Genomic DNA, 12,607 nt, shown 5'->3' on the forward strand with positions numbered 1-12,607 from the left:
ATTGAGGCTCAAACAGAGCCTCAATTGAAGCTCAAAAACGCGGGATCAGGCTCAATTGAAGCTCAGAAGACTCAAGTAGCTCTCGCTCGCGGCATGTAGCCCGTGGAAGGATCATGCCTGCGCGGCAACGCCGAAGGGGAAAGGCGAAACCGTGTCCTGGACAACTCCGGGGTAATTCACGGTAATTCACCTTCCTATTTCGAGAGTGCCATGAAGAGACATATATGGGCGACGGTCGCCACTTTGATGATGACCGTGAGCCTTGGAGTAATTCCCGCCTACGCCGCCGAGATACCGACCACGGCGGTCACGGAATCCGATCCGGTCGACCCGCCGCTGTACGACGAGACCGCCGACGGCGGAACCGTCCGCGTCAATGTCGTCACCGAGGACCGCGGCGATCTCTCCAACGCGGCGAGCGCCGGTGAGACCCTGCTGTCCTTCCAGACCCTGCCCGTGGTCACCCTGGAGGTGGACAAGGACGGCCTGGACGACCTGGCCGCCCAGCCGGGCGTCGTCAGTGTCACCGAGGACGAGCTGGTCGCGCCCTCGCTGGACGAGAGCATCCCGGTCATCGGCGCCGACAAGGCCATCGCGGCCGGCAGGACCGGCAAGGGCAGCGCCATCGCGATCCTGGACACCGGCGTCGCCACCAACCACCCCTTCCTGAAGGGCCGGATCACCGCCGAGGCCTGCTTCTCCCCGGTCGACCCCAACTACGGCGCCACCAGTCTGTGCGGCAACGGCGCGGCCACCCAGGAGGGCACCGGCGCCGCCAACTCCGCGAACACCTGCGCGGACATCGACGAGTGCGACCACGGCACCCATGTCGCGGGCATCGCCGCAGGTGACGGCACCGGACTGAGCGGGGCCCCCGCCACCGGCGTCGCCCCCGGCGCCGACATCGTCGCCATCCAGGTCTTCTCCCGGCTCGACTCCACCAAGTACTGCGGCGCCACCAACCCGTGCATCCGCAGCTTCACCAGCGCCCAGATCGCCGCGCTGGAGAAGGTCCTCGCGCTCAAGCAGGCCGGCACGCCCATCGTCGCCGCCAACCTGAGCCTGGGCTCGGCCAGTTACTCCGCCGCCTGCACCAAGGACGCCCGCAAGACCGTCATCGACAGCCTCTACGACGCCGGAGTCGCCACCGTCGTCGCGGCCGGCAACAACGGCAGCGCGACCGCGGTGACCGCCCCGGCCTGTGTGCCCAACGCGGTCTCCGTCGGCGCCACCACGGACGACGACGAGGTCGCCTCGTTCTCCAACCACGGCCCGCTGCTCGACGTCTTCGCCCCCGGCAACGGCATCGTCTCCTCCGTCCTCACCGGCTACGACTCCAAGAGCGGCACCTCCATGGCGACCCCGCACGTCGCCGGTGCCTTCGCCGTCCTGCGCCAGGCCTACCCGGACAAGACGCTGGCCGAGCTGGAGGCGCTGCTGAAGTCGACGGGCACGCCGGTCACCGACGAGGCCGGCGTGACCGTCCCCCGGATCGACGTCGGCAAGGCGGTCGGCGCCGCGACGCCCGCGCCCGCCCCTGAGCCCGCCGACACCACCCGCCGTACGAAGATCCTCAACGACGCCTCGTACGCCGTCCCGGACCTCGGCACCGTCCAGTCCCCGATCACCGTCTCCGGTGTCACCGGCAACGCGCCCAAGAACCTCCAGGTCTCCGTGGCCGTCACCCACGACTGGCTCGGCGAGGTCAAGATCGACCTGGTGGCTCCCGACGGTCAGACGTACGCCCTGAAGGCCACCAACGGCACCGACCCGGGCGGCACGCTGACCAAGACGTACACCGTCGACGCGAGCGTCTCCCCGGCGAGCGGCACCTGGAAGCTCCAGGTCGCCGACAAGTCCGCCGGCGGCACCGGCACCATCGACGACTGGGCGCTGACGTTCCCGACCCCGTTCGCCAAGACCGGCTCCGCCGCCGTCCCGGACGCGGCCACCCTCACCTCCGAGCTCACGGTGAGCGGCGTCACCGGCAACGCCTCCGGCGCGCTCCAGGCGTCCGTGAACCTCACCCACGAGTGGCTCGGCGAGGTGAAGATCGACCTGGTGGCTCCGGACGGTCAGACGTACGCCCTGAAGGCCACCAACGGCACCGACCCGGGCGGCACGCTCAGCAAGACGTACACCGTCGACGCGAGCGCCTCCGCGGCCAACGGCACCTGGAAGCTCCTCGTCGCCGACAAGTCCGCCGGCGGCACGGGCACCCTGAACAACTGGTCCCTGACCTTCCCGTCGATCGAGAGCCAGTCCACGTACGCCATCCCGGACGCGGGCACCCTCCAGGCGCCGATCACGGTGAGCGGTGTCTCCGGCAACTCGCCGAAGACCCTGAAGCTCTCCCTCGCCCTCACCCACGACTGGCTCGGCGAGGTCAAGATCGACCTGGTCGCCCCCAACGGGCTGGTGTACGCGGTGAAGGCCACCGACGGCACGGACCCGGGCGGCACGCTGAACAAGGTCTACACGGTCGACGCGAGCGCCTCTCCGGTCGCGGGCACCTGGAAGCTCCAGGTCGCCGACAAGTCGGCGGGCGGGACGGGCACGCTGGACGACTGGGCGCTGACGTTCTGACCACCACATGACCGAAAGGCCCGGCCGGGATCACCCGGCCGGGCCTTTTTGCGTTGCCGCCGACTATTCCTGCACACCCTGCTTCCACTCCTCGGCGAGCAGTCCGAGGATCACCTCGTCCATGAACTCGCCCAGCACCCAGGCCGCGGAGCGCAGCACGCCCTCGCGGACGAAGCCGTTGCGCTCGGCGGAGCGCAACATCGGGATGTTGTCCGACAGTGTTTCGATCTGCAGCCGGTGCAGGCCCCGTACGACGAAGCCGTAGTGGCACAGCACCGCGACCACGTCCGTGCCGTAACCCTTGCCGCGGGCGGACGACAGCAGGCCGAGGCCGATGTGGGCGAACCGGTTGTGGGTGTCGACGCCCCACAGCGTCGCGGCGCCGACCAGCTCACCGCTCTCCAGGTCCACCACGGAGAACGGGAGGTTGTCCTGGTCCGTGGGGTCCGCCACGAACTTCCCGCCCGGGCCCGGAGGGATCGGCCGCCACGGCCGGCCGTCGGCCCGCGAGGTGTTGACCACGTCGTCGTAGAGCTCGGCCTGAAGAACCGGGACGTCGTCCTCGTGCCGGGCCCTCAGCCCGACCTTGCTGCCTCTAAGCATGCAGGCTTCCTATCGGGCCGGACCGGCCGGCGGCAAACAGTTTTGTACGCGAACCCATGTGTGCGCGAACCCTGTTGCGCGCGGAAAACCGGCAGAGCCGGCCGCGCCGAGCGAGATGCTCGACACGACCGGCTCTGCCGGTGCGGGTACGGCTACGGGTACCGGGGGCCTACTTGAGGTAGCCGCCCTTGAAGCCGCTCTGGTCGGCCCAGATGCGCTCACGGGCGTCCCACGAGAAGCCGGCCCACTTGCCCTGCCAGATGGTCTCGGCGGTGGCGTTGTTCGCCGGGTCGGCGGAGATCCACTCCTTGACCGGGCTGTTGGAGAAGTCGGCGAACGGCACGTAGTTCCGGTGCGAGGCCCAGCCGTTGTAGACCTTCACGACACGGGACGAGGTCGTGCGGTAGTTCACGCCGATCTTCACGGTCGTCACCTTCACACCGAAGATGGTGTCGGAGACGGAGTACCAGGCGCTCCGGTCGTAGTACCGGGCGCTCGGGTCGGCGAGCTCCTCCTCGGTGGTCGGCGGCGTCTCGGTCTCCTCGACGGCGAGGGTGGCCTCCAGGACGACATCGCCGTCCGCGGCTTCCTTTCTCGTCTCGGTGGTGTAGTTCTCCTCGTCGATGGACTCGACGTCGGAGACGTCCGAGATGAAGTCGCCCAGCTCCTGGCCGCGCTGAGGATCGTTCAGCAGGTCGACGAACTGTTCCTTGTCGCCGTCGGAGAGCGCCGAGTACTGGTCCAGGGTCTCCTGGGCGTCGCTGTCGCCGAGCTCCACCTGCTCCACGAGGTAGGACTCGTAGGCCTCGGGGGTGGTACCGGTGGTGTCGTCCGCGAACGCGGAGCCCGGCATGGCCGCCATGGTGATCGCCGCCGCCGTGGCGACGGCCACGCCCACGAGCCGCTTCCGGTTCATCTTCGTCGTGGTACGCATATCTACTGCCTCCGTACGTGGATGAGTACACGAACTGAAATAAGCAGTAGGGAAAGCGCGATAATTCGCCCCCCTACAAGCGGTTCCGCCTTTCCCCTTCGGCGTTCCCGCTTGCCTTGATCCTTCCGCACGGAATGGGGGGGTGGGAAGTTCAAATAGCCTTTCCTGAGCATCAATTGAGCTTGTGGGGAACTCAGGTCTGTTTATTTGAGGCGTAATTGAGCTTTCCGCGGATTACTTCTTCGTGAGCCAGCGGCCGAGCAGGATCACGCCCGTGATGAGGGCGGCCGCGACGACGGCGATCACTATCTTCATGCTGGTGTCCATGGCGCCGAACATGTCGTGTCTCCCTATGACTTGGGTCGGTAGCTGAGCAGGTCACCCGGCTGGCACTGCAGGACCTCGCAGATCCGGGTGAGGGTGGTGAAGCGGATCGCCTTGGCGCGCCCGTTCTTGAGGACGGACAGGTTGACGTTGGTGACGCCGACGCGGTGGGCGAGTTCGGTCACGGTCATCCCGCGCTCGCTGAGGAGCTTGTCGAGATGGACCTCGATGTCATGGCCCTCGTGCTCGTCCTCTGCCATCAGACGACCCCTTCGAGGTCCTCGCGCATCGCGGCGCCGGCGCGGGTGATGCGGGCGAAGGTGAGGAGGCCGAGGCCGGTGAGGACGAGGAGGTAGGGGGCCGACCACAGGCCCAGCCAGGAGCCGGCCGTGAGGTCGTGGTTGGTGGTCAGCTCGGCGAGCACGGCTGCCTTGAGGTTCGACTCGACGAGCTCGGAGAGCAGGCTGCCGAGCAGCAGCCACCAGCCCAGGAGCCGGAACCGGGAGGCCGTACGGGCCGTGTGGACGCCGTCGCGGGCGGCGCCCTTGAGGAGCTGGTGCAGCAGGAAGAGGCCACCTATCAGCAGCAGTGCCGAGGGCAGTGCGCTGAGCTCGTCCAAGAGGTGCAGGGAGGTGCCGGGCTCGGAGGCGCAGTACTGAGGGATCGTGCCGACGTCCACCCCCTGCTCGGGGAAGAAGCGGTTGGCGCCGGCGGAGCCACCGGTCGAGTCGTCGGTGACGCAGACGCTGCTGCTCCCCCAGCCGCCGTGGACGGTTCTGAAGACGACCCCCAGCGTCACCAGGGTCAACAGCACCCGCAGCGCTATCGACACCACCGTCGCCATCGGCTCCAGCATCTTCCGGTCCTCGGACATGATCCCCCGCCTCGCTTATCGTTTTTCGATGTATCGAGTTTCGATGTTATCGAGAAACGATAAGCCGCGCAAGCGACTGCGCCCCCGCACCAGGAGAGGTGCGGGGGCGCAGCCGTAAGGCAGTTGATCGAGTGTCAGAACCTCACGACGAAGTTGCCGACCGTGCCGGTGTCACCCGTGGCCACGTCGTCGACGCGGAGCTTCCACCAGCCGTTGACCGGCAGATCCGTGGCGTCGACCGTGTAGACCTTCTTGAGGGTGCCGCCGGGCTCCTCGCCGTTGTCCTTGAGCAGGTGCAGGGAGCCGTCCGGGGCGATCAGGTCGATCTTGAGGTCGCCCAGGTAGTCGTGCTCGATGTCCACGTACACCTTGAGCTTGGCGGAGCCGACGCCCGACAGACCGTCGGTCTTGGTCCAGATCTCCGTGTAGTTCTTGTCCGGGATGGCCTTCACGGTCTGGTTCTCGTACGACGGGAAGCCGAGCGACCAGCCGGTGAGGGTGCCCGTGGAACCGGTGGCGGAGTCGGTGACCTTCAGGGTCCAGGTGCCGTTGGCGACCGCGTCCGTGGCGTCCACGCCGTACGTGGTGGCCAGGGTGCCGCCGGCCTCGGAGCCGTACGGCTTGAGGATGTACGACTTGCCGTCCGGGCTGGTCAGGGTGAGCTTCAGGTCGCCGATCCTGGTGTGGGTGAGGTTCGTGTAGACCTGGAGCGGGCCCGCGGCGTTGCCGTCGATCCCGGTGACGGCGATGGTCGAGCTGAGGGTGCCGGAGTCCGGAATGGTCTGGGCGGTGGTGTTCTCGAACGGCGTCGGGAAGATCAGCGACCAGGTGGTCAGCGTGCCGGCGTCCCCGTCGTCGGTGTCGGTCATCCGCAGCTTCCACTCGCCGCCCGCGACGGAGGCGGAGGCGTCCACGGTGTACGTCGCCACGATGTCGTCGGCGCCGTCGGAGGCGCTCGCGGCCTTCAGCAGATGGGTCGTGCCGTTCGGCGCGACGAGCTCCAGCTTCACGTCACCGCGGAAGGCGTGGGTGATGTTGACGTACGCCTTGAGGTTCTTCGGCGCGTTGCCCGGGTATTCGGCGACGGTGATCGGCGAGGTCACCGCGGTGCCGGTGCCGCCGGTCGGCGCGTCCGGGATGGCGACGTCCTTGTCGTTGTCGACCTGGAAGGCGCGCGGCTTCTTGTCCGCCTCGGGCTTGGGCTCGACCGCGGCGACCGCCTTGGCCACGTCGATCCGGGGGACGGTCACGCCCGCCTCGTCGGTGATGGGCTTGCCGGTGGTGGCGAGCAGCGAGACCAGGCTGGCGAGCCCCTCGGTCGGGTAGGCCTGGCGCAGGACGGCGAGGGCGCCGGCGACGTGCGGGGCCGCCATGGAGGTGCCGCTCATGGAGTCGTAGGTGCCGCCGGGGACCGAGGAGACGATGCCGTTGCCGGGGGCGAAGACGTCCAGCAGCGGGCCGTGGTTGGAGAACGAGGCGACCTCGTCGTCGTCGGTCGTGGCGCCGACGGACACGGCGTTGGGCACGCAGGCGGGGGCGGTGACGGCGGTGGCCGAACCGTTGTTGCCGGCCGCGACGACCGTGGCGACACCGGCGGCGTAGAGCTTGTCGATGGCCGCCGCGCGGGCGTCCTTGGCGCAGGCGCTGGTGTAACTCGCCGAGCCCAGGCTCAGGTTGGCGGCGATGATCGGAGTGCCGGCCTGCTGGAGCTGCCAGACCTTCTCCAGGGCGGCGATCTGGGCGCTGGTGAAGCTGCGGATGCACGGGTTGGCGGCGCCGCAGTACTTGGTCGAGTCGAACTTGGAGAAGACCTGCATGGCGACGATGCCGGCGTCCGGCGCGACACCGGTGGCCGGGGCGCCGGTCAGGCCGGTGCCGTCACCTGCGGCGATGCCGGCGACATGGGTGCCGTGGTCGCAGCCGTCGAGGGTGGCGCAGGCGCCGGCCGCGGAGTTGGCGGCGCCGGTGCCCTCCTGGGTGGCCGCGCCGTTGCCGCACAGGCTGGTGGCTCCGTAGGCGGCGTCGATCGGCGAGAAGCAGGCCTCGGCGACGATCCGGTCCTTGAGGAACGGGTGGTTGGTGGCGACACCCGTGTCGATGATCGCGATGTCACTGCCGGCACCGGTCTTGCCGGCCTTGTGGGCGGTGTCGGCGCCGATGACCGGGATGCTCTCGTCCAGCGAGGGCGCGGAGAGACCGTCCTCGGTGACGCTCACGACGCCGTCCTGGGCGGCGAGTTCGGCCAGCCCGGACTTGTTCACGCGCAGGGTGACGATGGGCAGGGTGTCGAAGGACTGAAGTGTGTCGCCGACGCTCGCCGCGCTGGAGAGGTCGGCGCGGCTCTCGGTGACGACGTTCACGCGGACGGTGTCCCCGTCGGCGGTCTGGTCGTACAGGGGCGGGTCGATCGGGTCGTCGGCCGTGGTGGCCGTCGAGGTGGTCGACGTGGTGTCGGTGGCGTGGGCGGGTATCGCGCTGAGGGTGGCGGCCATCACGGACGTGATGACGGCAGCCCAGATCCGTCTGTTCATGGGTCTCTCGAAGTCAGCAGGGCATGCCGGAGCATGCGGGGTGGGAGAGAGGGAATTCCGGCGCGCGGAAAGCAGCGAAAAAGCCGGATGAGAAGAAAGCGAGGAAAAGAGAACTGCCTGCGGACGTCACGCACTGGGCGTGTTCCGTCGGGAGGCCGTAGGGGAAGGTGGCGGCAAGGCCGACCACGGCGGCGGAGAAAGACGGATCCGCTTGATCACCGCAGACATTAGGGGGCGGTGATCACCACCGCAAGACCCCAAAATCCGGAGCCGACGTCGCCGTACGGTTGCTCAGGCAAAAGCCGTGCCCGTCCGTCCGCGGCCCTCAACTGGACAGTGACGCGGGAAAGTTGATCACGTCCGCAAAACGGAAGCAGTCCACACCACTTTCCCGCCCGCCCCGGCACATCCCCTCCACCCCACCACTCGCTCTGGTGTCCGCTCCCGGGGCCCCGCTACGGTGGCGCTGCCGCGCACCACCACCGAGAGACCGAAGAAATTGAGCCAGGAACCCGCCATCGCCCCGCCCGCCGGAGCCGCGCCGGTGTTCGGGCTGATCACGCCCGTGGACTGGTACCGCATGCCGCTCCAGCCGCGGGACCGCCGTGAGGCGTCCATCGCCGCGCTGATCAGACGGCAGTTCGCCGGCGTCGACGACCAGCCCGTACTGCGCCGCAAGGCGGAGGAACAACTGCGCGACACCGCCGAGGCCGGGGTCGAGCAGGGCGGCGTCGTGCTGTACCTCTCCTTCCTGGAGGTCGGCGGCATCCCGCTGTCCGCCTCGCTGCTCGTCTCCCGCCTGCACCAGAAATTCGACGGGCTCGACGCCGTGGCCGCGCTCGCCGGTTCCGGCGAGGTGGGGCTGACGAAGCTGCCCGCGGTGGGGCGGGCGGCCCGGCTGGTGCGGCGGGAGCGGTCGCGGCAGTCGCGGAAGCTGGGGTCGGAGTTCCAGGACACGGTCGTCGAGTACTTCGTACCGGTCCCGGACCGCGACGAGGTGCTGATGCTCACCTTCAGCACACCGCTGGAACCGATCGCCGACGCCATGGTGGAACTGTTCGACGCGATCGCCGCAACGCTGCACTGGCAGCGGCAGGACGACACGGGGGATGACGAGACATGGGCGAGAGACTGAGGGTCTCCACGGACGACCTGGAGACGGCCGGCACCGGACTGCGCACGGTGGCCACCGAACTCGAGGGACTCGACAAGCTGATGGACCAGTACGACCTCCGCACGGTCGGCCATCAGCAACTGCACGAGCGGCTCCAGGACTTCTCCGACGGCTGGGACGACAACCGCAAGAAGATGATCGAGGAGATCCAGGGCCTCGGCCAGGTCGCCCACGAGTCCGGCAGGGCGTACAAGGAACTCGACACCGCGCTCTACAACGCGCTCATCGGCAAGGGGAAGAAGAAGTGATCGGCAAGGGGAGGCAGGCAGTGGTCGGCAAGGGGGACGAGAAATGACCCGCCCCGCCGACCACCGCTGGGAGGTGCTGGGGGAGAGCGGCGACCCGGTCCCCGGCGACGTCACCGACCTCACCGCCCTCTCCCGCCGCTTCGAGGCCACCGCCAGGACCATCACCGACACCGCGGCCGCACTGCGCCGCCTCGGCAACCAGGAGAGCTGGGACTCCGAGGCCGGACGCGCCTTCGCCGACAAGGCGAACGACACCGCGAAGACGGTGAGCAAGGCGCACGACCGCTACGCCGATGCCGCGTCCGCGCTGAAGACGTACTACACCGACCTGGAGACCATCCAGGAGGACGCCGACAAGCTGCTGCGCGACGCGGAGACCAAGGCCGGCGATCTCACCAAGGCCAAGTCGAGCGCCTCGAACCCGCCGCAGGGCACCGAGGAGGCCGACCAGAAGAAGCTCGACAAGAAGGTCACCGACATCCAGGACGGTCTGGACGGCCTGCGCGGTCAGCTCGCGGACGTCAAGCGGCGCCACAAGGAGGCCGGCGACAAGGCCGCCAAGAAGATCCACGACACCACCGAGGGCGACGGCCTCAACGACTCGTGGCTGGACGACCTGCGCGACGCTTTGAAGATCATCAGCGACATCACGGGCGCGATCGCCGCGGTCTGCGGCATCCTCGCGCTGCTCGTCGGCTGGATCCCGATCATCGGCCAGGCGCTGGCGGGCGTGCTCGGCACGATCGCGCTGGTGATGACCGTGATCTCCCTGGTCTGTCACGTCCTCCTCGCCCTCAACGGCGACGGCTCCTGGGGCGATGTCGCCATGGACGCCCTGGGCCTGGCCACCTTCGGTATCGGCCGGGTCTTCTCCGCCGGGTCCAAGCTCGCCGCGACCGTCGGCCGCAGCCGCGTCTGGCAGGCCGCCGACGACTACGTCCGCGCCTGGAACCGGGGCATGAACTCCGCCGCCCGCCGCCGCCTCGTCGAGGCGATGGTCGGCCCGCGCGCCGGGGCGAACGGCGCGGGCGCCCTGCCCGACGTGTCCCTCGCCGCCGCCTTCAAGGGCCTGCCCCGCTCCTTCGCCGACGACCTCGGCACGATCCGCGGCAACTGGCGGGACCTCTTCAAGGTCGGCGACAACCTCACCGCCGCCCGCAACGCCTACAACACGGCCGGCGCCCGGGGCCTCGCCAGCATGTACGTCGGCCCCGGCATGGTCGACGAACTCGGCCGCATGAAGAACATCGACCCGACCGACCTGAACTTCATCGGCACCCCGGACGCCTTCAAGCAGGCCCTCTCCTACAACTCCTGGGCCCTGGGCGCCACCGGCACCGGCGCGGGCTCCGACACCAACAGCTTCGTCGGCCTGTTCGGCGGCGACGACGAGATCGACGTGACGGGCCCGGACGCGTCGCTGGCGGGACGGTGACCCGGATGACGACCGGTACGGCGGACTGGAGCGAGTGCCGCGTGGACCTCCCGGCCCCGCACAACTGGCTGGTACTGGACCTGCGCACCGAGGACCCCGAGGCGTGGGCGCGCGAGGTGGCCGAGCAACACCTGCTGGAGGGTGCACCACGCGAGCTGTACGACGCCTTCGCCACGGACGTCCTCTGGTACTGGGGTGCGGCCCGCCGCCAGAACGCCCTGTGCGCGTCCCTTCTCGCCCCGCCGGACACCCCGGTCCTGGCGAGCTACACAGTCCGTGAGGTGCGCGTCCCGCCGGTGTCGACCGTGACGACCCTCCGCGCGGAGGTGGGGCAGGCGGAGGGCCCGTTCTTCGGCACCCAACTGCTGGAGGAAGTGGACCTCCCCTTGGGCCCGGCCCTCCGCGTCCAGCGCATGGAGCCCACGGCCCCGGACTCCTCCTCCGGCGAGATCGTCGAGGGCGTCGCCCACTACGTCCTGCCCGCCCGCTTCACCGGTACGGCACTGGAGTGCCGCCTCCTCTGGAACTCCCCGGGCCTGGGCGAGGCGCTGGCGGGGATGGCCGACGAACTGGCGCAGTCACTCCGCCTGACGTGAACGCCGCTTGATCAAAGGCTCCCCGAGCCCGAGCTTCTCCCACGGCAGCATCGCGAGCGGCATCCAGCTGAACCCGACGGCGAAGACCCCGAGGACATTGACGAGCTGCTTCGGCAGTACCCACCCGAGCTGGGCCACCACCAGCGCGACGACGAGCAGATACACATCGAACACGAGCACGGCGAGGATCTTCCGCAGGGCGCCCACGAGCCCGACCCGAGCCTCGCCCCTCTTGACCATCCCGAAGACGATCACCGGCACCAGCAGCCCGGTGATGCCACCGACGGCGATCCCCCCGATGACCAGGGCGATCCGCCCGTCCTCGGGCACGACATCGGACAACGGCGCCCGGTCCACCGCGTCCCCGAGCAGCGCCACGGCCGCGTACACGCCGAGCGCCATCGCCGCCAGCACGACGACGACCCCCACACCGAAGGCGATGTTCCCGGCCACAGAGCGCTTGCTGCGCTGCGACGCCTGAGGCCCCTCGGCCCTCGACTCGGCGGACATGGACCCTCCCATTCCTGTGCGGGGTCCGCTAGAGGATAGCCAGGCCGCGGTCAGTGGCTCCAGGCACTGGTGTCCAGTACCTTCGCGGGCGCCCGCACGTCCAGCGGCTCGTCGAAGGCGCTGTAGCTGGTGGTCGTACGGAAGTCCGACCCCTTGTACACGACCTTCAGCAGGTACGGCTTGCCCTCCGTGGCCACGTAGAACGTGTACTTCCCGGTCTTCACCGACTTGTCGGTCACGATCACCGAGATCGCCGGGGTGCCGTCGACCTCGGTCAACTCGCCTCGCTTCGCCGTGCCGAAGGAGGAGAAGTCGCGGGGGCAGTCGGACAGTCCGTCGCCCGGCTCGGCCTCGCTCGCGGGGGTCTTGAACCAGATGTTCTGGGGACCGTCCATCGACTTCTTCGACCACGACTCGATGTACGCGCGGTTCGGGCGGACGTAGTCCGTCTCGCCGATCCGGATCTGCTCGATGGCGGCGTCGTTCCAGCTCCAGGTGACCTTCGAGGTGCACTTGCTGTGGAGGTCGGTCGTGATGCGGGCGGTGAAACCCTTGCCCTCGGGGTTGGTGGTCGTCCCTTCGACGGTCACGGACGTCAGCCCGTCCATCGTCTTGTTGGCCTCGTCGAGGATCTCCTGCCCGGAGCGGTTGTCCCCCTCACCGCCGCTCCCCGAACACCCGGCCACCGCCACCAGGCACGCCAGCGCCGCCAGCGCTCGTCTTCGCACAGTCCCCCCACAGGTCACAGGTGACCCAGAGGTTACCGGCGTGGGTACGCGCGCCAAGAACCCG

At 68.9% G+C, this 12,607-nt stretch carries 12 protein-coding genes; 5 read left to right on the top strand and 7 right to left on the bottom strand.

What is annotated here, in order from left to right; translation table 11 throughout:
* Nucleotides 1-249 precede the first annotated feature (249 nt).
* On the top strand, nucleotides 250-2,586 hold the full coding sequence (locus OG885_RS27715) for a proprotein convertase P-domain-containing protein (protein WP_405742911.1): 2,337 nt from the start codon (nucleotides 250-252) through the stop codon (nucleotides 2,584-2,586).
* A 63-nt stretch (nucleotides 2,587-2,649) separates the two neighbouring features.
* Here the strand turns inward: OG885_RS27715 and OG885_RS27720 are convergent, their stop codons facing one another.
* The 5 genes from OG885_RS27720 to OG885_RS27740 form a co-directional block, all read right to left on the bottom strand.
* Nucleotides 2,650-3,189: a GNAT family N-acetyltransferase gene (locus tag OG885_RS27720; RefSeq protein WP_405736286.1), complete on the bottom strand. Its 540-nt coding sequence runs from the start codon at nucleotides 3,187-3,189 to the stop codon at nucleotides 2,650-2,652.
* Nucleotides 3,190-3,358: 169 nt separating this feature from the next.
* The gene (locus OG885_RS27725) at nucleotides 3,359-4,123 is read right to left on the bottom strand and encodes a hypothetical protein (RefSeq protein WP_405736289.1); all 765 of its coding nucleotides are present in this window, start codon (nucleotides 4,121-4,123) and stop codon (nucleotides 3,359-3,361) included.
* Nucleotides 4,124-4,473: 350 nt separating this feature from the next.
* Nucleotides 4,474-4,707, bottom strand: coding sequence for a helix-turn-helix domain-containing protein (locus OG885_RS27730; RefSeq protein WP_399961555.1), 234 nt, complete (start codon nucleotides 4,705-4,707; stop codon nucleotides 4,474-4,476).
* Nucleotides 4,707-5,321 (bottom strand): hypothetical protein, encoded by a 615-nt coding sequence (locus OG885_RS27735; RefSeq protein ID WP_405736291.1) that lies wholly within the window; start codon nucleotides 5,319-5,321, stop codon nucleotides 4,707-4,709. The genes OG885_RS27730 and OG885_RS27735 overlap by 1 nt, the downstream gene beginning before the upstream one ends.
* A 134-nt stretch (nucleotides 5,322-5,455) precedes the next feature.
* A complete protein-coding gene (locus OG885_RS27740) occupies nucleotides 5,456-7,852 on the bottom strand; it encodes a proprotein convertase P-domain-containing protein (RefSeq protein WP_405736293.1) in 2,397 nt (798 codons plus the stop codon).
* 499 nt (nucleotides 7,853-8,351) lie between these two features.
* Here OG885_RS27740 and OG885_RS27745 point away from each other — a divergent pair, with 499 nt between their 5' ends.
* From OG885_RS27745 to OG885_RS27760, 4 genes are read left to right on the top strand one after another with little or no spacing between them, the layout of a single operon-like run.
* Nucleotides 8,352-8,987 carry a hypothetical protein gene (locus tag OG885_RS27745; RefSeq protein ID WP_405736295.1) on the top strand — a complete coding sequence of 212 codons (636 nt, stop codon included), beginning with the start codon at nucleotides 8,352-8,354 and terminating at the stop codon, nucleotides 8,985-8,987.
* Nucleotides 8,972-9,274 (top strand): hypothetical protein, encoded by a 303-nt coding sequence (locus tag OG885_RS27750; protein WP_405736298.1) that lies wholly within the window; start codon nucleotides 8,972-8,974, stop codon nucleotides 9,272-9,274. The genes OG885_RS27745 and OG885_RS27750 overlap by 16 nt, the downstream gene beginning before the upstream one ends.
* Nucleotides 9,275-9,317: 43 nt before the next feature.
* Complete coding sequence (locus tag OG885_RS27755) at nucleotides 9,318-10,709, top strand: hypothetical protein (protein WP_405736300.1); 1,392 nt, start codon at nucleotides 9,318-9,320, stop codon at nucleotides 10,707-10,709.
* A 5-nt stretch (nucleotides 10,710-10,714) separates the two neighbouring features.
* Complete coding sequence (locus OG885_RS27760) at nucleotides 10,715-11,305, top strand: hypothetical protein (protein ID WP_405736303.1); 591 nt, start codon at nucleotides 10,715-10,717, stop codon at nucleotides 11,303-11,305.
* On the opposite strand, the gene OG885_RS27765 is transcribed toward OG885_RS27760, so the two are convergent.
* Together OG885_RS27765 and OG885_RS27770 are read right to left on the bottom strand one after the other, a co-directional pair.
* Nucleotides 11,288-11,815, bottom strand: coding sequence for a hypothetical protein (locus OG885_RS27765; protein ID WP_405736306.1), 528 nt, complete (start codon nucleotides 11,813-11,815; stop codon nucleotides 11,288-11,290). The two genes, OG885_RS27760 and OG885_RS27765, sit on opposite strands and share 18 nt — an antisense overlap.
* Nucleotides 11,816-11,865: 50 nt before the next feature.
* A complete protein-coding gene (locus OG885_RS27770) occupies nucleotides 11,866-12,543 on the bottom strand; it encodes a hypothetical protein (protein WP_405736308.1) in 678 nt (225 codons plus the stop codon).
* Between the last annotated feature and the right edge of the window lie 64 nt (nucleotides 12,544-12,607).

This window comes from Streptomyces sp. NBC_00028, from assembly GCF_045041065.1.
Taxonomy (GTDB): Bacteria; Actinomycetota; Actinomycetes; order Streptomycetales; family Streptomycetaceae; genus Streptomyces.